The organism is Stenotrophomonas sp. B1-1 (assembly GCF_010894375.1).
Taxonomy (GTDB): domain Bacteria; phylum Pseudomonadota; class Gammaproteobacteria; order Xanthomonadales; family Xanthomonadaceae; genus Stenotrophomonas.
The window spans coordinates 109,005-133,170 of record NZ_JAAIUZ010000007.1 but is presented as its reverse complement, the minus strand read 5'-3'; the positions used below and the strand labels follow the sequence as shown (position 1 = coordinate 133,170).

General features: G+C 67.6%; 24 protein-coding genes and 1 pseudogene. 6 read left to right on the top strand and 19 right to left on the bottom strand.

Annotated features, from left to right (window positions below):
- Positions 1–4: 4 nt before the first annotated feature.
- Complete coding sequence (gene smeD, locus G4G00_RS06570; protein ID WP_164272018.1) at positions 5–1,192, bottom strand: multidrug efflux RND transporter periplasmic adaptor subunit SmeD; 1,188 nt, start codon at positions 1,190–1,192, stop codon at positions 5–7.
- A gap of 227 nt (positions 1,193–1,419) precedes the next feature.
- Between smeD and G4G00_RS06565 the strand changes: the two genes are divergently transcribed.
- The gene (locus G4G00_RS06565; protein ID WP_108754193.1) at positions 1,420–2,073 is read left to right on the top strand and encodes a TetR family transcriptional regulator; all 654 of its coding nucleotides are present in this window, start codon (positions 1,420–1,422) and stop codon (positions 2,071–2,073) included.
- Positions 2,074–2,250: 177 nt separating this feature from the next.
- Here G4G00_RS06565 and hslU read toward each other — a convergent pair whose 3' ends face one another.
- The 8 genes from hslU to G4G00_RS06525 form a co-directional block, all read right to left on the bottom strand.
- Positions 2,251–3,624 carry an ATP-dependent protease ATPase subunit HslU gene (gene hslU, locus G4G00_RS06560; RefSeq protein ID WP_164272015.1) on the bottom strand — a complete coding sequence of 458 codons (1,374 nt, stop codon included), beginning with the start codon at positions 3,622–3,624 and terminating at the stop codon, positions 2,251–2,253.
- A gap of 89 nt (positions 3,625–3,713) precedes the next feature.
- A complete protein-coding gene (hslV, locus tag G4G00_RS06555) occupies positions 3,714–4,265 on the bottom strand; it encodes an ATP-dependent protease subunit HslV (RefSeq protein ID WP_005411093.1) in 552 nt (183 codons plus the stop codon).
- 112 nt (positions 4,266–4,377) lie between these two features.
- Entirely contained in the window at positions 4,378–5,256 is an 879-nt protein-coding gene (gene xerC, locus G4G00_RS06550) for a tyrosine recombinase XerC (RefSeq protein ID WP_108754194.1), read from the bottom strand.
- 16 nt (positions 5,257–5,272) lie between these two features.
- Positions 5,273–5,947 carry a DUF484 family protein gene (locus tag G4G00_RS06545; protein WP_108754195.1) on the bottom strand — a complete coding sequence of 225 codons (675 nt, stop codon included), beginning with the start codon at positions 5,945–5,947 and terminating at the stop codon, positions 5,273–5,275.
- Entirely contained in the window at positions 5,944–6,795 is an 852-nt protein-coding gene (dapF, locus tag G4G00_RS06540; protein ID WP_108750482.1) for a diaminopimelate epimerase, read from the bottom strand. Before dapF ends, G4G00_RS06545 begins: the two co-directional genes overlap by 4 nt.
- On the bottom strand, positions 6,788–7,027 hold the full coding sequence (locus G4G00_RS06535; protein WP_164272012.1) for a lipoprotein: 240 nt from the start codon (positions 7,025–7,027) through the stop codon (positions 6,788–6,790). The genes dapF and G4G00_RS06535 overlap by 8 nt, the downstream gene beginning before the upstream one ends.
- Before the next feature lie 93 nt (positions 7,028–7,120).
- A complete protein-coding gene (locus G4G00_RS06530; protein WP_164272009.1) occupies positions 7,121–7,543 on the bottom strand; it encodes a YbaN family protein in 423 nt (140 codons plus the stop codon).
- Between the two features lie 54 nt (positions 7,544–7,597).
- Positions 7,598–9,709: a S9 family peptidase gene (locus tag G4G00_RS06525; protein WP_164272006.1), complete on the bottom strand. Its 2,112-nt coding sequence runs from the start codon at positions 9,707–9,709 to the stop codon at positions 7,598–7,600.
- Positions 9,710–9,854: 145 nt separating this feature from the next.
- Between G4G00_RS06525 and G4G00_RS06520 the strand changes: the two genes are divergently transcribed.
- Positions 9,855–11,039 (top strand): pyridoxal phosphate-dependent aminotransferase, encoded by a 1,185-nt coding sequence (locus tag G4G00_RS06520; RefSeq protein ID WP_164272004.1) that lies wholly within the window; start codon positions 9,855–9,857, stop codon positions 11,037–11,039.
- Between the two features lie 108 nt (positions 11,040–11,147).
- Here G4G00_RS06520 and G4G00_RS06515 read toward each other — a convergent pair whose 3' ends face one another.
- Positions 11,148–13,244 (bottom strand): prolyl oligopeptidase family serine peptidase, encoded by a 2,097-nt coding sequence (locus G4G00_RS06515; RefSeq protein WP_164272001.1) that lies wholly within the window; start codon positions 13,242–13,244, stop codon positions 11,148–11,150.
- A 69-nt stretch (positions 13,245–13,313) separates the two neighbouring features.
- Positions 13,314–13,637, bottom strand: coding sequence for a hypothetical protein (locus G4G00_RS06510; protein ID WP_108754200.1), 324 nt, complete (start codon positions 13,635–13,637; stop codon positions 13,314–13,316).
- A gap of 126 nt (positions 13,638–13,763) precedes the next feature.
- On the opposite strand from G4G00_RS06510, the gene G4G00_RS06505 reads away from it, so the two are divergent.
- On the top strand, positions 13,764–14,372 hold the full coding sequence (locus G4G00_RS06505) for a lipocalin family protein (protein ID WP_164271998.1): 609 nt from the start codon (positions 13,764–13,766) through the stop codon (positions 14,370–14,372).
- Between the two features lie 64 nt (positions 14,373–14,436).
- Here G4G00_RS06505 and G4G00_RS06500 read toward each other — a convergent pair whose 3' ends face one another.
- The 5 genes and pseudogenes from G4G00_RS06500 to G4G00_RS06480 all read right to left on the bottom strand — a co-directional run bounded on the left by G4G00_RS06500 (position 14,437) and on the right by G4G00_RS06480 (position 17,808).
- Positions 14,437–14,736 carry a HigA family addiction module antitoxin gene (locus G4G00_RS06500; protein WP_164271995.1) on the bottom strand — a complete coding sequence of 100 codons (300 nt, stop codon included), beginning with the start codon at positions 14,734–14,736 and terminating at the stop codon, positions 14,437–14,439.
- Positions 14,737–14,746: 10 nt separating this feature from the next.
- Positions 14,747–14,860 (bottom strand): annotated as a pseudogene (locus tag G4G00_RS21925) (type II toxin-antitoxin system RelE/ParE family toxin); the annotation flags it as partial.
- A 154-nt stretch (positions 14,861–15,014) separates the two neighbouring features.
- Entirely contained in the window at positions 15,015–15,704 is a 690-nt protein-coding gene (locus G4G00_RS06490) for a methionine ABC transporter permease (RefSeq protein WP_164271992.1), read from the bottom strand.
- Positions 15,701–16,708, bottom strand: a complete 1,008-nt coding sequence (locus tag G4G00_RS06485) for a methionine ABC transporter ATP-binding protein (RefSeq protein ID WP_108754204.1) — start codon at positions 16,706–16,708, stop codon at positions 15,701–15,703. Before G4G00_RS06485 ends, G4G00_RS06490 begins: the two co-directional genes overlap by 4 nt.
- A 203-nt stretch (positions 16,709–16,911) precedes the next feature.
- A complete protein-coding gene (locus G4G00_RS06480) occupies positions 16,912–17,808 on the bottom strand; it encodes a DMT family transporter (RefSeq protein WP_108750472.1) in 897 nt (298 codons plus the stop codon).
- A gap of 212 nt (positions 17,809–18,020) precedes the next feature.
- Here G4G00_RS06480 and G4G00_RS06475 point away from each other — a divergent pair, with 212 nt between their 5' ends.
- Complete coding sequence (locus G4G00_RS06475) at positions 18,021–18,503, top strand: YajQ family cyclic di-GMP-binding protein (RefSeq protein WP_010481366.1); 483 nt, start codon at positions 18,021–18,023, stop codon at positions 18,501–18,503.
- A 75-nt stretch (positions 18,504–18,578) separates the two neighbouring features.
- On the opposite strand, the gene G4G00_RS06470 is transcribed toward G4G00_RS06475, so the two are convergent.
- The 3 genes from G4G00_RS06470 to G4G00_RS06460 form a co-directional block, all read right to left on the bottom strand.
- Positions 18,579–19,664: a helix-turn-helix domain-containing protein gene (locus G4G00_RS06470; RefSeq protein WP_240336089.1), complete on the bottom strand. Its 1,086-nt coding sequence runs from the start codon at positions 19,662–19,664 to the stop codon at positions 18,579–18,581.
- 205 nt (positions 19,665–19,869) lie between these two features.
- A complete protein-coding gene (locus tag G4G00_RS06465; protein WP_164271986.1) occupies positions 19,870–20,997 on the bottom strand; it encodes an NAD(P)-dependent alcohol dehydrogenase in 1,128 nt (375 codons plus the stop codon).
- Between the two features lie 18 nt (positions 20,998–21,015).
- Positions 21,016–22,482 carry a benzaldehyde dehydrogenase gene (locus tag G4G00_RS06460; protein WP_164271983.1) on the bottom strand — a complete coding sequence of 489 codons (1,467 nt, stop codon included), beginning with the start codon at positions 22,480–22,482 and terminating at the stop codon, positions 21,016–21,018.
- A gap of 195 nt (positions 22,483–22,677) precedes the next feature.
- Between G4G00_RS06460 and G4G00_RS06455 the strand changes: the two genes are divergently transcribed.
- Positions 22,678–23,244, top strand: a complete 567-nt coding sequence (locus tag G4G00_RS06455; RefSeq protein WP_108754208.1) for a DUF1415 domain-containing protein — start codon at positions 22,678–22,680, stop codon at positions 23,242–23,244.
- Positions 23,241–24,044 carry an SDR family oxidoreductase gene (locus G4G00_RS06450; RefSeq protein ID WP_164271981.1) on the top strand — a complete coding sequence of 268 codons (804 nt, stop codon included), beginning with the start codon at positions 23,241–23,243 and terminating at the stop codon, positions 24,042–24,044. Before G4G00_RS06455 ends, G4G00_RS06450 begins: the two co-directional genes overlap by 4 nt.
- The last annotated feature ends 122 nt before the right edge of the window (positions 24,045–24,166 follow it).

The window sequence follows — 24,166 nt, the reverse complement described above, 5'->3', positions numbered from 1 at the left end:
CCGCTTACTTCGCGTCGCCGGCCGGCTGCGCGGCAGGCTGCGGGGCGGCGTCCGGCGTGGCCGGAGCAGCGCCCTTCTCGGTGGTCTGCACGGGCATGCCGGGGCCGATCTTCTGCAGGCCTTCAACAATGACCTTGTCACCCGGCTGCAGGCCGTCCTCGACCAGCCACTTGTCGGCGATCGCGCGGCTGACCTTCACCGGACGCACTTCCACCTTGTTGTCCTTGCCCACCACCATGGCGCTGGTATCGCCCTTGGCGTCGCGGGCGATGCCCTGCATCGGCACCAGCACGGCATCGGCGCGCACGCCGCCGCCGATCACCGCGCGCACGTACATGCCCGGCATCAGCAGGCCATCGGGGTTGTCCACCTTCACCCGCAGCGCGTAGCTGCCGGTGGTCGGGTCCACGCTGACTTCGGAGAACTCCAGCGCGCCCTTGTGCGGGAACTCGCTGCCGTCTTCCAGCAGGATGGTGACCGGCAGGGTCTGGTTGTCCTGCAGGCGGCCGGCGGCCAGTTCGCGGCGCAGCTGCAGCAGCTCGGCCGAGGACTGGGTCAGATCGACGTAGATCGGGCTGAGCTGCTGCACGGTGGCCAGCGCGTCGGCCTGGCCGGCGCTGACCAGCGCGCCCTGGGTGACGCTGGACTTGCCGATGCGGCCGCTGATGGGCGCGGTGATGCGGGCATAGCCCAGGGTGACGTTGGCCGCATCCAGCGAGGCCTTGGCGGCACCGACATCGGCCTCGGCCTGCTTCTGCGCGGCCACGGCGTTTTCCAGGTCCTGCTGGCTGACCGCATCGACCTTGGCCAGTTCGGTAATGCGCTTGGCGCTCAGGCGTGCGGCGTTGGCGGTGGCTTCGGCGCGGGCCAACTGGGCGCGGGCGCTGTTGGCCTGGGCGCGGTAGCTGGCGTCTTCAATCTGGTACAGCGGCTGCCCTTCCTTCACCAGGCCGCCTTCAGCGAACAGGCGCTTGGCGACGATGCCGCTGACCTGCGGGCGCACTTCGGCCACCAGGAAGGCATTGGTACGGCCGGGCAGCTCGCGGGTCAGGCCCACGCTTTCCGACTTCAGGGTTACCACGGTCACCTGGCCGGGGCCTTGCTGGGGCTGTTCGGGTTGGCCACCGCAGGCGGCCACGGTCGCGGCGATGGCCAGCGACAGCAGGAAAGGACGGATTCGGGTCAGGTGCATGGGGCTGGGGGCTCGCGGGTAGAGGGAATTCTCAGGGCGCCCTGATACGACTGCCGGGCACCAGAAACGGGCTGGGTGGTCGCGAGGGGGCTGCCCTCCCCGGGGCATGGGCAGGCGCACATACACGGCGGGGAGCGTGGATGCGAAATATACATACATGCTTGTTTGTTTGTAAAGCGGTACAATTCAGCCAGGTTTCACCGGCATTCGTACCCACTCACCGACCCATGGCGCGCAAGACCAAAGAGGACACCCAGGCCACCCGCGAAGGCATCCTTGATGCGGCCGAGGCCTGTTTCCATGAACACGGGGTGGCCCGCACCACGCTGGAGATGATCGGCGCGCGCGCCGGCTATACCCGCGGCGCGGTGTACTGGCACTTCAAGAACAAGACCGAGGTGCTGGCCGCGATCATCCAGCGGGTGCACCTGCCCTTCATGCAGGAGCTGGAACGCACGTCCAGCGATGAGCGGCAGACGCCGATCCACGACCTGCGCGCGGTGATGATCTACTCGTTCATCGAACTGTCCGAGGACGAGCGCCTGCGCAAGACCATGGAGATCATGCTGCGCAGCGATGCCTCGTCGGAAAGCCGGGCGCTGGCCGAACTGCAGCAGTCCGGTTTCCGCGATGCGCTGGACCGGATGGAACGTGCGCTGCGCCGGGCGCAGGACCTGGGCCAGCTGCGCGCCGGTGCCGACCCGAAGATTGCCGCGCGCATGCTGCACGCCACCGTGCTGGGCGTGCTGCACGGGGCGATGGTGGAACCGGAGCTGATGGACCTCAAGCGCGACGGCATGCTGGCGCTGGACATGACCCTGGCCGCCTACGTGAAGGACGGCGTGTTCGTGCCGGGATCGATTCCCGAGCCGCTGCCGTAGGGTCAGACCCCTCTCCGCAGGAGAGGGCTCTGACCCTGCGCAGATATCCGGGGGTCGGAGCCCTCGCGATGCGAGGGATCCGACCCCACGAAAAAGGCCGCCTTTCGGCGGCCTCATGCGTTATGGGTCGGGGGGGCAGAGCCCTCGCTGGCGCGAGGGATCCGACCCCGCCTGGCATTACAGGATGTAGCGGCTCAGGTCCGGGTCCTGCACCAGTTCACCCAGGTGGGCATCGACGTAGGCGCTGTCGATGGCCAGGGTTTCACCGTCGCGGTCCGGCGCTTCGTAGCTGAGCGAATCCAGCAGGCGTTCCAGCACGGTGTGCAGACGCCGCGCACCGATGTTCTCCTGGCGCTCGTTCACCTGGAAGGCAATCTCGGCCAGGCGGTCGATGGCATCGGCGGTGAAGCTGACCTTGACGCCTTCGGTGGCCAGCAGCGCTTCGTACTGCTTGGTCAGCGCGGCCTTGGGCTCGGTCAGGATGCGCACGAAATCGTTCTTGCTGAGCGCGCCCAGTTCCACGCGGATCGGGAAACGACCCTGCAGCTCCGGAATCAGGTCGCTGGGCTTGGCCAGGTGGAACGCACCGGAGGCGATGAACAGGATGTGGTCGGTCTTGATCGTGCCGTACTTGGTGGACACGTTGGAACCTTCCACCAGCGGCAGCAGGTCGCGCTGTACGCCTTCGCGCGACACATCGCCACCACCCACGTTATCGCCACGCTTGGCGACCTTGTCGATCTCGTCGATGAAGACGATGCCGTGCTGTTCGCAGGCTTCGATCGCCGCGGTGCGGATATCGTCTTCGTTGACCAGCTTGCCGGCCTCTTCTTCCACCAGCAGCGGGCGCGCGGCCTTGATGGTCAGCGTGCGCTTGTGTGCCTTGGCGCCACCGCCCAGATTGGCGAACATCGACTTCAACTGCTGGCCCATTTCTTCCATGCCCGGCGGGGTCATGATGTCCATGCTGACGTTGGCAGCCAGATCCAGTTCGATCTCGCGCTCGTCCAGCTCGCCGCTGCGCAGCATCTTGCGGAACTTGATGCGGGTTTCGTTGTCCTGCGCCGACGGTTCGTTGCGTGCGGCTTCCGGATCGAAACCGATACCGCCACTGCGACGCGGCAGCAACGCATCCAGGATGCGGTCTTCGGCACGCTCTTCGGCCTGCGTACGCACGCGCACCTTGGCCTGCTCGCGGTAGAGCTTGACCGCGGTGTCGGCCAGGTCACGGATGATCTGCTCCACGTCCTTGCCGACGTAGCCCACTTCGGTGAAGCGGGTCGCTTCGACCTTCACGAACGGTGCGTTGGCCAGGGTGGCCAGGCGGCGTGCGATCTCGGTCTTGCCCACGCCGGTGGGGCCGATCATCAGGATGTTCTTCGGCATCACTTCGTTGCGCAGCTCGGAAGGCAGCTGCATGCGGCGCCAGCGGTTGCGCAGGGCGATGGCCACCGCGCGCTTGGCGTCGTGCTGGCCCACGATATGCCGGTCCAGTTCCTGCACGATCTCGCGCGGGGTCATGGTGGCAGAGGAAACTTCGATCTTCGACATGGATGTGCTCACGAATGCGTTGTCGATGACGCCGGAACCGAACGGCTCCGGCCGGTAGCGCCGGGCCCTGCCCGGCGGATCGGGGAGCCTTACAGCTCCTCGACCACCACGTTGCGGTTGGTGTAGATGCAGATGTCGCCGGCAATGCCGATGGCTTCGCTGGCAATCGTGCGTGCATCCAGTTCGGTGTGCGCCATCAGCGCGCGGGCGGCCGACAGGGCATAGGAACCGCCGGAACCGATGGCGATGATGCCGTCCTCCGGCTCGATCACATCGCCGGTGCCGCTGATGATCAGCGAGGTTTCCTTGTCGGCCACGGCCAGCAGGGCCTCCAGCTTGCCCAGGCGGCGCTCGGTGCGCCAATCCTTGGCCAGCTCGACGGCGGCACGCTGCAGCTGGCCATGCTTTTCCAGCTTGGCTTCGAACAGTTCGAACAGGGTGAAGGCATCGGCGGCGGCGCCGGCGAAACCGGCCAGCACCTGGCCGTCGCGGCCGAGCCGGCGGACCTTGCGTGCATTGCCCTTCATCACCGTGTGGCCCAGCGTGACCTGGCCATCACCGGCAATGGCCACGTGCTCGCCGCGGCGGACGCAGACGATGGTGGTGGCGTGGAAAACGTTGGGATTCTGACTGGGGTCCATGCGGCCTCCGATAGCTGTTCACCGGACATGGGGACAGCAGCGGGGGTGATCAAGCCTGCGTGGATGGCTGCCGTTCAGCGGCAGCAATGCGCTCACCGGGCATGGCCCGGCGCTACCCCGTCGGTTTGCGCTTGGCGCGCGGGTGGGACGCGTCGTAGACCTTGGCCAGGTGCTGGAAATCCAGATGGGTGTAGATCTGGGTGGTGGCGATGTCGGCATGGCCCAGCAGCTCCTGCACGCCGCGCAGATCGCCCGACGATTCCAGGATGTGGCTGGCGAAGCTGTGCCGCAGCATGTGCGGGTGCACATGCTTGAACAGGCCCTGGCGCTGCGCCAGCTGGCGGATGCGTACCTGCACCGCGCGCTGGCTGATCGGCCCGTTGCGGCCGGGAAACACCGGCAAGGCCGGCAGTCCGCCACTTTCACTGCGCCAGGCCAGCAACGCCTCGCGTGCCGGCCGCCCGAACGGCACCCGGCGCTGGCGGTTGCCCTTGCCCATCACGTTCACCAGGCCGCTGGCGAAATCCAGGTCGCGCCAGGTCAGCGCGCAGACTTCGCTCAGGCGCAGGCCCGACGAATAGAACAGTTCCAGCAGCGCGCGGTCGCGGCGGCCCAGCTCGCCTTCCGGTTCCAGCTCGACCAGCTGCACCGCTTCATCGGCATCCAGCACCTGCGGCAAGCGCCGCGGCGCGCGCGGTGCCTTCAGGGTGGCCGCCGGGCTGGCCTCGATGCGGCCATGGCGCAGCAGCCAGGCATAGAAACTGCGGCAGGCCGACAGGCGGCGCTGCAGGCTCTTGGCCGACAGCCCGCGGCGGTGCTCGTCGGCCACGAACTGGCGCACGGCGTCCACGTCCAGCGCCTCCACCGCCACACCGCGCGGTTCGGCCCAGACCGACAGCGCATCCAGGTCGCGGCGGTAGGCGTCGAGCGTGTGCGCCGACATCCGCCGTTCCACCTGCAGGTGCTGCAGGAACTGCTGTACCGCGCTCATCGAGGCAGCGCTCCGTTCAGTCGTGGAATCGCTTCAGGCCGGTGGCCAGTGCATCGCCCATCATGCGCAGGAACAGCGTGCCCATGCCCGGGTAGAAACGATTCGGGTCGTGGCTGCCCACGGCAATCAGGCCGACACCCGGCAGCGGCAGCAGGGCGGTGGTCTGCACTTCCTCGCTGCGCACCCCGTACAGCACGGCGTTCTTGTCGGCCTGCAGGCGGCCGCAGATCGGCTCGCCATCCTTCAGGCAGTCGCGGAACGGGCCCAGCTGCGGGTCGTCGGCGGCAATCACCTGCAGCCAGTCGGCCTGTTCCAGCCCGGCCACCGGCGCATGCACCACCAGCCGCACCAGATCACCGGCGAAGTCTTCCTGCAGCGAGGCGGCCATCGCGCGCAGCGTGTCGGCCGCGTTGTCCTGCTTCATCAGGGCCAGGGTCAGCTGGTGGGTACGCACCGCCAGCCGCTCGTTCACCTGGGCGGTGGCACCCAGGTCGGCCAGCCGCCGCGCCAGCTCGCGGTTCTTCTCGCGCAGCACTTCCAGCTGGTAGCTGGCCAGCGACGCGGTGGGGCCATCGTCGCGTGGCACCACCAGGGTCAGGGCCAGGTCGGGAAACTGCTTGAGGAAGCCGGGATGCCGCCGCAGCCAACTGGCGACTTCGTGGGCCCCGAGCTTGTCGGCGGTCTCAGTCATGCACTCCACTCCCCTTCGAAGACGAATGCGGTCGGGCCGGCCATCACCACCGGCTGGCCTTCACCGGGCCACTGGATGCGCAGTTCACCGCCGGGCAGGCTGATGCGGGCATCGCGCTGCAGGCGGCCGCGCTGCATCAGGGTGACCGCTGCGGCACAGGCACCGCTGCCGCAGGCCAGGGTCTCGCCCACGCCGCGTTCGAACACGCGCAGGCGCGCATGGTCCGGCGCCATCACCTGGGCAAAGCCCACGTTCACCGAATTGGGGAACGAGGCGTGCTGCTGCAGCAGGCCGCCCACGCGCTCCACCGGCGCGGCATCGACCAGGCCCACTTCGATCACCGCATGCGGGTTGCCCATCGACACGGCGGCGAAGCGCACGCTCTCGCCCTGCAGCGGCAGCAGGTATTCCTCACGCGGGTGGGCAAAGCCCACCAGCGGCACCTGCGCCGGTTCGAACGCCGGCACGCCCATGGCAACCGAGAACCGGCCATCGCCCAGCACCTGCACGGCATGGCTGGCCAGCGGGCTGTCGATGACGAACTGCGCGCCCTGCGCACTGCCCTCGCGCACCAGCCAAGCGGCGATGCAGCGCGCGCCATTGCCACACTGCTCGGAATTGGAACCGTCGGCGTTCCAGATGCGGTACGAGGCCACCGAGCCTTCCGCACGCGGCGGCTCGATGGTCAGGATCTGGTCGCAGCCCACGCCGGTATGGCGGTCGGCCAGGCGCGCGGCCAGTTCCGGCGACGGCGGCGGGGTGCCGTCGCGCAGGTCGATCACCACGAAATCGTTGCCTGCGCCGTGCATCTTGCTGAAGCGCAGCGCGTTGTTGCCAGCCTTACTCATTCCCGTCGTCCACCGGCTTGATCGGGTCGGGGGTGGTGGACGGACTGCCGTCGCTGGTCGGCTGGGTGGCCGGCGGCGTGGCGTCGGCATCGGCGGCCGGCTCAACCACTTCTTCCACCGGCACCGGCTTCTGCGGCAGTACCAGCGGGCCCTTGTTGCCGCAGGCGGACAGGAACAGCAGCGAGGCCGCTGCCAACGGAATCAGAATGGCATTGCGATGGGGGATCTTCATGGCCCCGAGTATAGCCATTGGCGGCTGAGCGGTAGGTAGAGTCGACCGTTGGTCGACCATCGCGCGCAGCGCGGGGTTTTCGCCCGCGGCCCGTCAAGCGTCCGGCGGCAGCGGCCGCGTCCACAACCAGATCGCCACCACGGTCATGCTGCCGATGGAAAACCACTTCACCCAGGCAATGGGCACGCACCACAGCATGATGCCGGCGCACACGGCCATGGTGATCGTGGCCATCCACTTGCCGTAGCGGCTGACCGCGCCGTGGGCCTGCCAGTTGGCGATGGCCGGGCCAAAGCGCGGATGCTGCAGCAGCCAGCTGTGCAGGCGCTCGGAACCACGCGAGGCGGCCCAGGCGGAAATCAGGATGAATACGGTGGTGGGCAGGCCCGGCACGAAGATGCCGACGATGCCGGTGCCCAGGCTGACATAGGCCAGCAGCCACCAGGCCCAGCGGAAACGCACCACGCGCGGGGGCGGAGCGGGATCGCGGGCCGGGGGCGGTTCGGGCAGGGTCATGGCGGCAAGAATACCGGTTCAGGGTGCCAGGCAGTGCCCGGCACCCCACCCCGCTTACGGCTGGGCGATGCCCAGCTGCTGCAGCACGAACGCGTACGACTCGGACAGTTCGCGGTAGCGCTGGAAGCGCCCGGACTTGCCGCCGTGGCCGGCTTCCATGTTGGTGCGGAACAGGATCGGCAACGACCCGGTGTTGTCATCGCGCAGCTTGGCCACCCACTTGGCCGGTTCCCAGTACTGCACCTGCGAATCCCACAGGCCGGTACCCACGAACAGCGCCGGGTAGGCCTGGCGCTTCACGTTGTCGTAGGGCGAGTAGGACAGCATGTAGTCGTAGTACGGCTTCTGTTCCGGGTTGCCCCACTCGTCGTATTCGTTGGTGGTCAGCGGAATGGTCGGGTCGAGCATGGTGGTGACCACGTCCACGAACGGCACCTGCGCCACCATCACCCGGTAATCCTGCGGCGCCTGGTTGGCCACTGCGCCCATCAGCAGGCCACCGGCACTGCCACCGGAAGCGGCCACGCGGTCCTTCGCCGCCCAGCCCTGCGCCACCAGCGCGCGGGTCACGTCGATGAAGTCGTTGAAGGTGTTCTGCTTGTGCAGCAGCTTGCCGTTCTCGTACCAGTCGCGGCCCATTTCCTGGCCGCCGCGGATGTGCGCAATGGCATACACCACGCCCCGGTCGAGCAGGCTGACCGCTGTCTGGTTGAAGTACGGGTCCATCGACATGCCGTAGCTGCCGTAGGCGTACTGGAACAGCGCGCCCTTGCCGTCCTTCTGGTAGCCCTTGCGGTAGACCAGCGACACCGGCACCTTCACGCCGTCGCGCGCGGTCACCCATACACGGTCGGTTTCATACTTGCTGGCGTCGTAGCCGATCACCGGCTGCACCTTCAGCTGGCGGCGCTCACCGGTGGCGGTATTCAGTTCGAACACCGTGGTCGGGGTGGTCATCGAGGTATAGACGTAGCGCAGCCACGGCGTATCGGCCTCGGTGTTGTCGCCCAGGCCCATCGAGTACGCCGGCTCGTCGGCCTTCACGTAATCGGTGCGACCGTCCTTGAACAGCAGGCGCACGCGCTCCAGGCCTTCGGAACGCTCGGCAATGGCGGTGTAGCTGTCGAACAGCTCGAAGCCTTCGATGAACACCGCTTCGTCGTGGGCGATCCAGTCCTTCCACTGCGCGCGCGAGGTGGCATCGGTGGGCGCGGTGACCAGCTTGAAGTTCTTCGCGCCATCGTTGGTGCGGATCACCCAGCGGCCATCGTAGTGGTCGGCGTCGTATTCCACGTCGCGCTGGCGCGGGGCCAGCACGGTGAAGGTGGTCGGGTCGCTGGCCGGGGCGTAGCGCTCTTCCGAAGACACGGTGCTGTGCACGCCGATGGTGATGAAGCGATCGTCGCGGGTGCGGCCGATGCCCATGTAGAAGCTGTCATCCTCTTCTTCGTAGACCACGGTATCGGCGCTGGCCGGGGTGCCCAGCACGTGCTTCTTCACCCGCACGGTCAGAAGGGTTTCCGGGTCGTTTTCCACGTACAGCACGGTGCGGTTGTCATCGGCCCAGACCAGATCGCCGGAACTGCCGGTGATCACATCGGGCAGCACCTTGCCGGTGCGCAGGTCCTTGAAGCGGATGGTGTACTGGCGGCGGCCCACGTCATCGTCGGCCCAAGCCAGCAGCTGGTTGTCCTGGCTTACGTCCATCGAACCGACGTTGAAGTAGCCCTTGCCGGCGGCCATCGTGTTCACGTCCAGCAGCACTTCTTCCGGCGCTTCCATGCTGCCCTTGCGGCGCGCATGGATGGGATAGTCCTGGCCGGTCTCGAAGCGGCTGTAGTACCAGTAGCCGCGCTCGCGCGCCGGCACGCTGGCATCGTCCTGCTTGATGCGGCCGACGATTTCCTTGTAGAGGGTGTCTTCCAGCGGCTTCAGCGGCGCCAGCAGCTGGTCGGCGTAGGCATTCTCGGCCTGCAGGTAGGCCAGCATGTCCTTGTTTTCGCGCGTGTCGTCGCGCAGCCAGTAATAGTCATCGTTGCGGGTCGCGCCGAACGGCGCCTTGACCTCGTGCGGACGCTTCTGGGCATCCGGCGGAACGGGCGGGGTGGCGGCGGTAGCGGTGCTGGTCATCAGGCTGGCAAGCAACAGGCAGAGGGTGGGTTTCATGAAATAAGGGTCCTGGTGCGGTTACGCAATGGCGTCCGTGGCGTAGGTCGGGTCGGGCTTGCTCGGCTGACCGCAACAGCAGTCGAGCAAACTCGACTCTACCACCGCCGCAGCGTCCCCCCGGCCTGCGGCGTACCATGGGCGCATGAGCACCCTGCCCCACACGCCGGGCTACAGCCGGCGCAGCCATGAAATCGCCCCGTTCCACGTGATGTCCCTGCTGGCCCGCGCACAGGCGCTGGAACAGGCCGGCCACGATGTGATCCACCTGGAGATCGGCGAGCCGGACTTCACCACCGCCGAACCCATCGTGCGCGCCGGCCAGGCCGCACTGGCCGCCGGCCATACCCGCTACACCGCTGCGCGCGGGCTGCCGGCGCTGCGCCAGGCGATCAGCGGTTTCTATGCCCGCCATTACGGGCTGGACATTGATCCCGAGCGCATCCTGGTCACCCCGGGCGGTTCGGGCGCGCTGCTGCTGGCCAGCAGCCTGCTGGTCGATCCGGGCCGGCACTGGCTGCTGGCCGATCCGGGCTATCCGTGCAACCGCCACTTCCTGCGCCTGGTGGAAGGCGGCGCGCAGCTGGTGCCGGTCGGCCCGGACACCGCCTACCAGTTGACTCCGTCGCTGGTGGAACAGCACTGGAACAGCGGCAGCGTCGGCGCGCTGGTGGCCTCGCCGGCCAACCCGACCGGCACCGTGCTGTCGGCCGATGAACTGGCCGCCCTGTCGACGTCGCTGCATGCGCGCGGCGGCCACCTGGTGGTGGACGAGATCTACCACGGCCTCACCTACGGCCTGGATGCGCCCAGCGTGCTGCAGGTGGATGACAGCGCGTTCGTGCTGAACAGCTTCTCTAAGTACTTCGGCATGACCGGCTGGCGCCTGGGCTGGCTGGTGGCGCCGCCGGCCGCGGTGCCCGAGCTGGAAAAGCTGGCGCAGAACCTGTACATCAGCGCCTCGAGCATTGCCCAGCACGCGGCGCTGGCCTGTTTCAGCGACGAAGCGATGGCGATCTTCGAGCAGCGCCGGCAGGCGTTCCAGCAGCGCCGTGATTTCCTGCTGCCCGCGCTGCGCGAACTGGGTTTCCGTATCGAGGTGGAACCGCAGGGCGCGTTCTACCTGTACGCCGATGTCAGCGCGTTCACCGACGACGCGCAGGCGTTCTGCGCGCACTTCCTGGAAACCGAGCACGTGGCGTTTACGCCGGGCCTGGACTTCGGCTTCCACCGGGCCAACCAGCACGTGCGGTTGGCGTACACGCAGGAAGTGCCGCGGTTGCAGGAAGCGGTGGCGCGCATCGCGCGCGGGTTGCAACGGTTCCGGTAGCGCCGGGCCATGCCCGGCGAGCGCACCGCGCACCGGTAGATCCACGCCATGCGTGGATACGTGCCCCCCAACGAAAAACGCCGCCCGAAGGCGGCGTTTTTCATTCCATCACTTGCCGCCCAAGCGCTCCCACAGGAAGCTGTAGGCCAGCGCGGACATATGTGCGGCCTGCGCATTGTTGGCTGCACCGCCGTGACCGCCTTCGATGTTCTCGTAGTAGGTCACATCCTTGCCAGCGTCGATCATCTTCGCCGCCATCTTGCGGGCGTGGCCCGGATGCACGCGATCATCGCGGGTGGAGGTGGTGAACAGCACCGGCGGGTAGTTCTTCTTCGCGTCGAACAGGTGGTACGGCGAGAAGGTCTTGATGAACTCCCAGTCGCTGGTGTCCGGGTTGCCGTACTCGGCCATCCACGACGCACCGGCCAGCAGGTGGCTGTAGCGCTTCATGTCCAGCAGCGGCACCTGCACCACCACCGCACCGAACAGCTCCGGGTACTGGGTGAGCATGTTGCCAGTCAGCAGGCCACCGTTGCTGCCGCCCTGCACACCCAGGTGCTTGGCGCTGGTGATCTTGCGGGTGACCAGATCCTGGGCGACGGCGGCCATGTCTTCATAGGCCTTGTGACGGTTCTGCTTCAGCGCCGCCTGGTGCCAGCGCGGGCCGTACTCGCCACCGCCGCGGATGTTGGCGACCACGTACACGCCGCCCTTCTCCAGCCACGCGCGGCCCATGCCGCCGGAATAGTTCGGGGTGAGCGAGATCTCGAAACCGCCGTAGCCGTACAGCAGGGTCGGGTTGGAGCCGTCCAGCTTCATCGCCTTGTCGTGCACCACGAAGTACGGCACGCGGGTGCCGTCCTTGCTGGTGGCGAAGTGCTGTTCAATCACCTTGCCGTCGGCATCGAAGAAGGCCGGCATGGTCTTCAGCGTTTCCGGCGCCTTGCCGATCTCGGCCAGGGCCAGGGTGGTCGGGGTCAGGTAATCGGTGGCGGTCAGCCAGACCGCGTCGCTGTCATTGCTGTCGACGGCGCCCACGGCCAGCGTGCCGAACGACGGCGCGCCGACGAACTCGCTCTTCTGCCAGCCCTTGGCGCCCGGGGTGAGCACCGACAGACGATTCTTCACGTCATCCAGTACGTTCAGCACCAGGTGGTTGCGGGTCCAGGCGGTGCCGGCCAGCGAGGTGGTGGCGGTGGGCGTGAACAGCACTTCGAAATCGCGCTTGCCGGCCTGGAAATCGTCCAGCCTGGTCGCCAGCAGTGAACCGGAGGCGTAGGTCTTGCCACCCACGGTCCAGGCATCGCGCAGTTCCAGGGTCAGCCACTGCTTGTGCAGGCCCTTTTCTGCCGAATTCGGCGCATCGATCTTGCTCAGCGTGCCGTCGTCGGCGCGCAGGTACAGTTCGTTGTTGTAGAAGGCCAGCGTGCGGCTGACCAGGTTGCGCTCGAAGCCGGGGGTGTCATCGTGCATGGCCGCGATGTACATGTCCTCCGGCTTGCCTTCGTAGACCACGCTGGCCGAGGCCATCGGCGTGCCACGCTTCCACAGCTTGGCAATGCGCGGGTAGCCGGAGGTGGTCATCGAACCGGCACCGAAATCGGTGTAGACGAACACCGTGTCGCGGTCGATCCAGTTCAGCCCGCCCTTCGATTCGGGGCGGAAGAAGCCGTCCTTGATCCAGGTCTTGCTGGCCAGGTCGAATTCGCGGGTGACATCGGCGTCGGCGCCGCCGCGCGACAGCGCGATCAGGCAGCGGCTGTAATCCGGGCGCAGGCAGTCGGCGCCGTGCCAGACCCAGTTCTCACCTTCGGCCTTGTTCAGCGCGTCCAGGTCCAGCACGGTTTCCCACTGCGGCGAGGCCTTGCGGTACTCGGCCAGGGTGGTGCGGCGCCACAGGCCGCGTTCGTGCTGCTTGTCCTTCCAGAAGTTGTAGTAGTACTCGCCGATCTTCTGCACGCCGGGAATCTTGGCGTCCGAATCGAGCACCTCGCGGATGCTCGTTTCCATCTGCTTGAACGCCGGCGTCTGCGCCAGGCGCGCCTCGGACTTGGCGTTCTGTTCCTTCACCCAGGACAGCGGCTTGTCGCCGGTCACGTCCTCCAGCCAGGCGTAACGGTCGGTGTCTTCAGCGGCCACGGCGGTCCCCACCGAGGCGCCGGTCATCATGCCGGCCAACAGGCAGGCGGAAGCGAATCGCGACATTGCAGCTCCAGGCAGTCATTAGCCGTGGAACGCTAGCACGGTTCGGACGGGCCGCCCCCGTGTCGAAGGTCAGGCTGTGGCCGCCTGCCCCCGCGCGCGCCGCGGCCTGCGGGCCGGACGCCGACGCGCCTGCTGCTGCGGCCCGCGCAGCCGCCGCAGGGCCGCCCGCAGCGGCAACGGACAGCCCAGCAGGGCCCACCACGCCACCAGCGGCATGCCCACCAGCCACAGCGGCGCCCAGCCCAGCCAGGCGTGGTGGCCACGCGCGGCCGGCCACACCAGCACCAGCGCCACGCCCGCCAGGGCCAGCTGCTGCACCAGGCGCAGCACGCGCGGATCGGGGCGCTGCCTGAGGCGTTCAGCTGAGGGGCGATGTGCGGTGCGTGCGTTCATGGTCGGTCTCCCGTGGTCGATGGTGCACAGCGTGGCGGCAACGCTTCTCACTGGCTGCGACACCATTGACGGATCGGCTGCACCCAGTGACCATGCGCGGGCAAGCCTTTTGGAGCCCGCTCCCGCATGTCCCCGATCCGCCCGTTCTGCGCCATGGTGTTGGCCCTGTCACTGGGAGGCGCCGCGCTGGCTGCCGAAGATCCGCCGGCATCGCGCAGCGCGCTGCCTGACCATACGGCCATCGATCCGGATGCCCCGGTCGACCTGCAGCGCTTCATGGGCACCTGGTATGTGATCGGCCGCGTGCCGAATTTCATCGAACGTGGCCACGTGGCCAGCGTCAACCAGTACGAACTGCGCGACGACCACAAGGTCGCCATCACCTACCGTTACCGCGATGGCTTCGGCCAGCCGCTGCAGGAAGTGCGGGCGCGCGCCAGCGTCGATGCGGACAGTGGCAACCACGCGTGGCGCACCTGGTTCTACCGGGTGGTACCGACCCATTCGCGCGTGCTGGAAGTGGCGCCGGACTATTCGTGGGCGCTGATCGGCTATCCCGGCCGTGAAATGGCGTGGATCTTCGCCCGCCAGCCGGACATGGACAAAGCGCTGTACAAGGAACTGGCCGAGCGCCTGCGTGACGAGTACGGCGTGAACACCGACAAGCTCAAGCGCGTGCCGCAGCACCCCGAACAGGTGGGCAAGCTCGGCTACGAAGTGCCGAACGTGCGGTGAGATAGCGTTCGCCGGGCATGGCCCGGCGCTACCGTAGCCGCGCGATCATTGCGGTAGCGCCATGCTACGCAGCCCTTGGCTGCACGCGGCGCTCAATCTCGCCCAGGGTCGGCAACGTCTTCAGATCGTAGGTTGCCTGCAATGCGAGCCACGATGCCGCATCGCCCCCGAAATGCCGTGCCAGGCGGGCCGCCGTATCGGCCGTGATCGCGCGTTCACCATGCACGATGGCATGCAGGCGCGTGGCAGGTACATCCAAGGCCCTCGCCAGCGCATTCACGCTCAGCGACAGCGGCGCGAGGAACTCTTCGCGAAGGATCTCACCGGGATGGATGGCCCGCATGCGGTTGGTGGATGGCTTCATGGCCAGAACCTCAGTGGTAGTCAACGATTTCCACGGCCTCCGGCCCGGTTTCGGTCCAGATGAAACACAGCCGCCACTGATCGTTGATGCGCAGGCTGTGCTGCCCTTTGCGGTCACCCGTGAGCGTAGTACGTAGAACGGAATGCACCGATTGACTGGATGTGAGGCCAGTCTCGCTTTGGCGATTCAAGGTTTCGATGGACGGATCGCGTCATGCTGACGCCGCCGGGCATGGCCCGGCGCTACCCGAACGATGCCGGGCGATGCCCGGCATCGTGCTATTTGCGGGTGTAGTGCGCGACCAGGCGGTCGCCGAGCATCTGCAGCAGCTGCACCAGGATCAGCAGCACCACCACGGTGACCAGGGCCACGTCGGTGCGGTTGCGCTGGTAGCCTTCGCGCAGCGCCAGGTCGCCCAGGCCACCGGAACCGATCGCACCGCCCATGGCGGTGAAGCCGACCAGGGCCACCGTAGTGACCGTGGCAGCCGCGATCAGGCCCGGCCGGGCTTCAGGCAGCAGCACCCGGGTGACCAGCTGCCAGGTGGTGGCGCCCATCGACTGCGCCGCCTCGACCACGCCACGGTCCACTTCGCGCAGCGCGGTTTCGACCAGGCGCGCATAGAACGGCGCCGCGCCGATCACCAGCGCCGGCAGCGTGCCAAGCACGCCGATCGACTGGCCCATCAGCCACAGCGACACCGGAATCAGCACCACCATCAGGATGATGAAGGGCACCGAACGCAGCAGGTTCACCACGATCGCCAGCACGCCGTACGCCAGCGGACGGCGCTTCATCTGCGGCGCACCGAACACATACAGCAGCACGCCGATCGGCAGACCGATGGCCAGGGTGAGCGGCAGCGAGCCGGCCATCATCAGCAACGTCTCGATGGTGGCCTTGCCGATATCCACCCATTTGTTGGCATCCAGGTGGCGGAAGAAACCTTCAGCAGTGGCGACGATCATCGGCGCAGTTCCTCAACGTGCACGCCGGCAGCCACGAACGCGGCCTGCGCGGCGGACTGGTCGCCGCCCACCAGGGCGACCACCAGCTGGCCATACGGGGTGTCCTTGATCCGGTCGATGCGGCCGGACAGGATGTTGTAGTCGATGCCGGTTTCGCGGGCCACGCGGCCCAGCAACGGCTCATAGGTGTCACCGCCGAGGAAGGTCAGGCGCACGATGCGCCCGCCCACCACGTCGAAATCGCGGTGCAGCACGCCTTCGTCCACATGTTCGGATTCGCTGACGAAGCGCCGCGTGGTGGCATGCTGCGGGTGCAGGAAGACCTGGGTGACCGGACCGGTTTCCACCAGGTGGCCGCCGTCGAGCACGGCCACGCGATCACAGACGCGACGGATCACATCCATTTCGTGGGTGATCAGCACGATGGTCAGGCCCAGCTCGCGGTTGATCTTCGACAGCAGCGCCAGCACCGACGCGGTGGTCTGCGGATCCAGCGCGCTGGTGGCTTCGTCGCACAGCAGGATCTGCGGGCGGGTGGCCAGCGCGCGGGCAATACCCACGCGCTGCTTCTGCCCACCGGACAACTGCGCCGGGTACTTCGTCGCGTGGTCCTGCAGGCCAACGGTCTGCAACAGCTCGGCCACGCGCGCGTCGATCTCCGCCTTCGGCGTGCCGGCCAGTTCCAGCGGGAAGGCCACGTTGCCGGCCACCGTGCGCGAAGACAGCAGGTTGAAGTGCTGGAAGATCATGCCGATGCGACGGCGCAGCGCGCGCAGGCCGTCGGCATCCAGCGCCGTGATGTCTTCACCACCGATCAGCAGCTTGCCACCGCTGGGTTCTTCCAGGCGGTTGATCATGCGGATCAGGGTGGACTTGCCCGCGCCGGAATGGCCGATGATGCCGAACACTTCGCCGGCCTCGATGGTCAGGTCCAACGGTTGCAGCGCGCTCACTTGGCGGCCGGCAACGGCATAGGATTTGTGCAGGCGCTGGAACTCGATCACGGGCGTGGCTCACCGGCGGGGCGGAAGAAGGGGCGTGCAGCCTACCAGCGCCGGCGGTTCCGCGCCTGCGCCTTGGGCCAGAATGTTATTCCTTTTGGTTCTAAGCCGCGTGTACCGGGGATGACGGCGGGGGTCAGAGCCCCTGCGGGGGTCTGACCCCGGGGTCGGATCCCCGCAGGGGCTCCGCCCCCGACCCGCCACGATTACGGGTGGTCCAGCGGCTTCGGCGGCTGCACCCGGTTCAGGCGTTCCCGGTGCAGCAGGTACAGGCCCGAGGCCACGATGATGGCCGCGCCCACCCAAGTGTAGGCGTCCGGCAGCTGGCCCCAGAAAGCCAGGTCCCAGCCGATCACCCAGACCAGGCCGCTGTACTCCAGCGGCGCGATCATCGAGGCCTCGCCCAGCTGGAAGGCCCGGGTCAGGGCAATCTGGCCCAGTGCGCCGGCCAGGCCCATGCCGGCGATCAGCGGCGCATGGGCCAGCTGCAGCGGCACCCAGTCGGGCAGCGCCAGCAGGCCGGCGCCGATGGCCATGATGACCAGGAACCAGACCACCATCGACTGCGAGGTATCGGTACGGGTGAGCAGGCTGACGGTGATGGCGGCGATGGCGTAGGCGGTGGCCGCGGCCAGCACCATCAGGCCGGGGATCGAAATGAAGCCGTCCACGCCCGGCCGCAGCACCACGATCACCCCCAGCAGGCCGACGCCGATGGCCACCCAGCGGCGCGGCCCCACCCGCTCGCCCAGCAACGGCACCGACAGTGCGGCAATCAGCAGCGGGGCGACGAAATAGATGCTGTAGGCGGTGGACAGCGGCAGGTCACGCAGGGCGAACACGAAGCAGCCGATCATTGCCATGCCCAGCCCACCGCGCAACAGATGCAGGCCCCAGCGACGTGGAATGAGCGAGCGCGGGCCGGCGCTGGCCAGCACCCAGACCAGCACGAAGGGCAGCGAGGCCGCACCGCGCAGGAAGGTGACTTCCAGCGAGGGATAACTGGCCGACAGCTGCTTCATGCCGGCGTCCATCAGCGAGAAACAGGCCACCGCCGCGACCATCCAGGCCACCGCGCGCGAAGGGGAGCGTTGCAGGTTCATGGCCCATTATCGCCCGGCAACCGCCGTCTGTAGAGTCGAGCTTGCTCGACTGGCATCCCCGGTAGAGTCGAGCTTGCTCGACTAGCCCCCCCGGTAAAGTCGAGCCATGCTCGACTGGCTTTCACGCGGCAGTCGAGCATGGCTCGACTCTACAAACACCGCGGGGCCCACGCGATAGAATGGCCGCCACTGAATTCCGCGGAGCCACGCCCATGCCTTCCTTCGACGTCGTGTCTGAAGTCGACACCCACGAACTGACCAACGCCATCGACCAGGCCAACCGCGAACTTGCCACCCGCTTCGATTTCAAGGGCGTGGACGCGAAGTTCGAGCGCGATGGCGATGTGATCAACCAGACTGCACCGACCGAATTCCAGCTCAAGCAGATGAACGACATCCTGCGCGCGCGCCTGGCCGCCCGCGGCATCGACGTGCTGAGCCTGGAATTTGGCGATATCGAAACCAACCTGGCCCAGGCCCGGCAGAAGATCACCGTCAAGCAGGGCATCGAGCAGAAGATCGCCAAGAAGATCGCCGCGGCGCTGAAGGAAGCCAAGCTGAAGGTGGAAAGCCAGATCAACGGCGACAAGCTGCGCGTGCAGGGCAAGAAGCGCGACGACCTGCAGGATGCGATTGCGGTGCTGAAGGCCGGCAAGTTCGAACTGCCGCTGCAGTTCAACAACTTCCGCGATTGATTCTTTCGCCGGGCATGGCCCGGCGCTACCCGCGCCTCAGCGGTAGCGCCGGGCCATGCCCGGCGGACTGCGCGACTAATCGCGCAGCAGCTTGTACAGCGTGGTGCGCGAGACGCCCAACTGACGTGCGGCCAGGCTCAGGTTGCCATCGGCGGCATGTGCTGCACGACGCGCCGCTTCGCGCTGCTGCTCGCGCAGTGGCGCAGCAGCCACCGCTGCAGGCGCCGCCATACGTGTACGCGGTGCCCGTGGGGCCCGCAGGTGCTGCAGATAGACCGCAGTGCCCTCGCCCAGCCGCACCCGGTGCGCAGGGCCAGGCTGCAGCAGATGGCGGCGCTGCGCCGCGCTGGCGCCAGCAAACACGGTTTCCATCGACAGCAGCGGTAAAGGCCCCCGCCGCGGCAGCCCCAGCAGGCGCCGCGCCACGCGGTTGGCTGCGCGCAGTTGCCCGTCCTCCTGCACCGCCAGCAGCCCCTGCAACGGCGTTGCCAGCCAGCGCGGATCATGCTGCACGGCGAGCAGGTGCACATCGGCCAAGGTCTGGAACAGGCGGTTCTCACTGGCCAGCGCGGCCTGCCGGAAATAGCCCTGCAGCAGCGCCGGATCACGCTCGCCCAGCCCGGTGATGTCGATCGCCCCACAGACCTGGCCGTCCAGATCGTGCAGCGGCTCACTCAGGCAGAACACCGGCGCGAAGCGCTGCAGGTAATGCTCGTTGCCGCGCACCAGGGCGGGCATGTCGTCGGCCAGGCTGACCGCCGGCGCGGTGGTGCCGATCTCCGCTTCACCCAGCTGCCGCCCGACCTGGATCGGCCGCAGCAAGGCGGCATCTTCCAGGCCGTGGGCCTGCTGCGCGATCACCATGCCGTGGCGGTTGGCACAGAACATCGTCCAGCCACGCCCACCGAAGGCCGCCCACAGCTGTTCCAGTTCCGGCTGCACGCAGCGCGCCAGGCGACGGTCGTCGGCATCGCGCAGGCGCCGGCCATCGCCCTGCAGCGGCGGGTAATACGGTTCCTGCCCGGGCAGCACCCCGGCCGCCCGCGAGCGCTGCCAGGACTGCTGCAGGGGCAACGGCAGCCCGGCCAGCGACGCCATATCGCCCTCGACGAACGCATCGCGCGCCGCCACCAACTGTTGTTGCCCGACTGTCGTGGCCATCATCGCAACAGCGTACACCCACCCGTGCCATGCCCGCGTTATGTGGTCGTTTGCGGGGTCAGAGCCGTTTTCCTCTGGAAAACGGATCCGACCCCACGCTCGTCCCCCGCAACCGGACCCACCCCGCCATCCCACGGATAGCCCGCATTTGACGTTGACGTTGATTCGGCAGGTGCAGGGCGCAGCCCTGCAAACCACCCCACCCTTACGCCGCAATACGCAGGATCGGCTTCAACGTAATGCCCTTGGTGCTGTCCTCGGCCGCCTGGTTGATCTGCTCAAGCGGATAGAACTTCACCAGCTTGTCGAACGGGAACCGGCCCTGCTGGTACAGCGTCACCAGCTGCGGAATGAACACCTGCGGCACGCTGTCACCTTCCACGATGCCGCGGATGCTGCGCCCGCCCAGCAGCAGGTTGTTCACATCGAAACTGGCCGTGGTGCCCAGCTTCGGCGCGCCCACCACGCCCATCATGCCCAGCCCGCCCAGCGCCTCGATGCCGGCCGACAGCACTTCCGGGCGACCGGTGGATTCCAGCGCGTAATCCGCACCACCGCCGGTGATCGCACGCACCGCCTCGATCACATCGGTCTCGCGACTGTTCACCACGTGGGTGGCGCCCAGTTCCAGCGCCAGTTCCAACCGCGACGGCACCACATCAATGGCGATGATGGTGGTCGCGCCGGCCACCTTGGCCGCCATTACCGCACTCAGGCCCACCGCACCGGCGCCATAGCTGGCGAAGCTGCTGCCCGAACGCACCTGCAGCGAATTGAGCACCGCACCGGCACCGGTCTGGATGCCGCACCCCAGCGGGCCCAGCAGTTCCAGCGGCGCATCGTCGGGCACCTTGATGGCATTGATCTCGCGCGCGATGGCAAAGGTGGCGAACGAGGACTGCGCAAAGAAGTGATCGTGCAGCGGCTGCCCCTGCGCATCGGTGATGGCGGTATGGCCGTGGCCATCGTCGCCACCGAAGTTGAGCCCGAAGAAATCCTTGCAGTAGGCGCCATGGCCGCCGCGGCACGGGTTGCAGTGGCCGCAGGCGCCGTAGGTCAGCACCACGTGGTCGCCCACCTTCAGGTCACGCACGTTCGGGCCCACGGCTTCGACGATGCCCGCGCCTTCATGGCCCAGCACCGCCGGCAACGGCACCGGGTAGTACTGGTCGCGCACGATCAGGTCGGTGTGGCACAGACCGGTGGCCACCACCCTCACCAGCACTTCGTCGTCCTGGGGACCGCGCAGGTGCGCCTGCTCGATCACGAACGGTTGTTCCTTGCCACGCACGACGGCCGCGGTGATGTCACGGCCTGCAGTAGTGTTGCTCATCGCGATGTTCCTCCTGGATCAGATCGGGTAGGCGGGCGCTTCGCCCTTGACGGTCATCCACTGCCACTGGGTGAACTCTTCCCAGTTGGCCGGGCCGCCGATGCTGGTGCCGTTGCCGGACGCACCCACGCCGCCGAAGGGATTGATCACTTCGTCATTCACCGTCTGGTCGTTGATGTGCAGCAGGCCGGTGCGCAGGCGCTCGCCCAGCTTCAGCGCGCGGCCCACGTTGCTGGACACGATGGCCATCGACAGGCCGTACTCGCTGTCGTTGGCCAGCTGCACTGCATGGTCGTCATCGTCGAACGGCACCACCACCGCCACCGGCGCGAAGATTTCTTCGTTGAACGCGGGGTTGTCGGCAGCCACGTTGCCCAGCACGGTGGGGGCGAAGAACAGGTCCTGGTGGGTACCACCGGCTTCCAACGTGGCACCGGCCTGCACCGCATCGGCCACTACGCGCGCGGCATGGTCGCGCTGGGTGGCGTTGATCAGCGGCCCGATGGCCACGTCTTCGCGTGCCGGGTCACCCACCTTCAGCGACTTCGCCTTGGCCACCAGTTTTTCCAGGAAGGCAGCGTGGATTTTCCGATGTACCAGCACGCGGCCGGTGGCCATGCAGATCTGGCCCTGGTGCAGGTACACGCCCCAGGCGGTGTTGGCCACGGCCAGATCCAGATCGGCGTCGTCCAGGATGATCAGCGAATTCTTGCCGCCCAGTTCCAGCGACACCTTCTTCAGGTGCTTGCCGGCCGCTTCGCCCACCTTGCGGCCGGCCGCGGTGGAACCGGTGAACTGGATCATCGCCACGTGCGGGTCGCTGGTCAGCGCGGCACCGGCGGCGCCATCACCGGGCAACATGTGCAGCACGCCGGCGGGCAGCCCGGCCTGTTCGAACAGGCGGGCGATGACCGCGCCACCGCAGACCGCCGTGCGCGGATCGGGCTTGAGCACCACCGCATTGCCCAGCGCGATGGCCGGTGCCACCGCGCGCATGGCCAGGTACAGCGGGAAGTTGAACGGCGAAATGACCCCGACCACGCCCAGCGGGCGGCGCCGGGCCAGGTTCAGCCGGCCCGGTTCGGAAGGCAGGATTTCGCCGGTGCTGCGCGAGGGCAGCGCGGCCGCTTCGTGCAGCGCCTTGATGGTCACCTTGGCCTCGAAGCCGGCCTTCAGCCGGGTCGAGCCGCTTTCGCGCACCAGCCAGTCCACCAGCGTGTCGATGTTGTCTTCGGCCAGGCGTGCGGCCTGGCGCAGCACCTGCGCGCGCTGCTCGTAGGGCGCGGCGGCCCAGTCGCGCTGTGCCTGCGCGGCGGCCGCGGCCGAACGTGCCACCTGCGCGGCATCGGCCAGGCCCACCTGGCCCAGCGTCTGGCCGGTGGCCGGTTCAAGCACCGGCTGCTGCTGCGCGGCGGCGCGCCACTGGCCATCGAAGAAAGCACCGGACCAGAGATCGGCCGGCAGCCACGGGGAAGAAGCAGTCATGTTGGGTCCTCCAGTTACGTGGGGCCATTGCACGCCTTTCACTGCCGGGGCGGCAATCGGCCATTGGCTGTGCGCGGCCAGGTGATTGAATGCAAACGGCTTTCCAGCATCGCCGCTGTCCAGTTCGTGGACAGTGAACAGCGCGGCGGTGACCGCGCGCCTACAATGGCGGCCCCGCCAGCCGATGTGCCCGCCATGACCGATACCGCCCTGCCCACCGACGACCCGATCGCCGCCACCCGCCTGTGGCTGGAGCGGATCGTGATCGGCCTCAACCTGTGCCCGTTCGCCAAGGCCGTGTACGTGAAGGACCAGGTGCGTTTCGTGCTGAGCGATGCCACCACGCCGGAAGCGCTGGTGGAGCAGTTGGCCGAAGAACTGGTGCTGCTGCGCGACACCCCGGCCGAACAGATCGACACCACGCTGATCGTGCATCCGCAGGTGCTGGTGGATTTCCTGGACTACAACGATTTCCTGGACAACGCCGACGCGGCGATCGAGGCACTGGACCTGCAGGGCATCCTGCAGGTGGCCAGCTTCCACCCGGATTACCAGTTCGACGGCGTGGCCGCTGACGATGCCAGCAACTACACCAACCGTGCCCCCTTCCCCACCCTGCACCTGCTGCGCGAAGACAGCGTGGCGCGCGCGGTGGACGCCTTTCCGGACCCGGACGTGATCGTGGAGCGCAACATCCAGACCCTGGACCGCATTGGCGTGGATGGCTGGTACCGCCGCCTGCGCGGGGAAGACCTGTCGTGAGCGCGGCACCGCCGATCGCCACGTGGCCTGCGGTGCCCCTGCAGGGCAAGGTGGTGCTGGTCACCGGCGGTGCCAATGGCATTGGCCGCGGCATCGCCCAGGCGGTGCTGGGCGCCGGCGGCAGCGTGCTGATCGGCGATCTGGACACCGAGGCGGGCCAGGCCTGCCTGGACGAATGGCAGCGCGGCGATGATGCCGCGTTCCAGCGCCTGGACATTGCCGACGAAGGCAGCGTGCGCGACTTCATCGCCGTGGCGCAGCAGCGCTTCGGCCGCATCGATGGCCTGGTGAACAACGCCGGCATTGCCGGCCCGCATGGCACCACCCTGGAAAACATGGCGTGGGACGAATGGCAGCGGCGGCTGTCGTCGCTGCATGGCGCGTTCCTGTGCTGCAAGCACGCGCTGCCGGCACTGACCGCCAGTGGCGCAGGCGCGGTGATCAACATCGCCTCCACCCGCGCCTGGCAGTCCGAAGCGCACAGCGAGGCCTACGCCGCCGCCAAGGGTGGGCTGGTGGCCTTCACGCATGCACTGGCCATCAGCGCCGGCCCGGCGGTGCGGGTGAACAGCATCAGCCCGGGCTGGATCGGCACCAGTGCCTGGCAGGCGCCGTCGCGCCGCCACGCGCCGGACTATTCGGCCAGCGACCACGCCCAACACCCGGTGGGCCGCGTGGGCCAGCCCGAAGATATCGGCGCCCTGGCGGTGTACCTGCTGTCCTCGCTGTCCGGCTTCAGCACCGGCCAGGATTTCATCGTGGACGGCGGCATGACCCGAAAGATGATCTACGCCGAGTAGAGCACCGCTGCCGGTAGGTGCGGACCTTGGTCCGCACGATTGCCAGGCGGCACCGCGGCTCGGTAGGTGCGGACCTTGGTCCGCACAAGTGCCAGCAAGTGCCAACCAAGGTTGGCACCTAC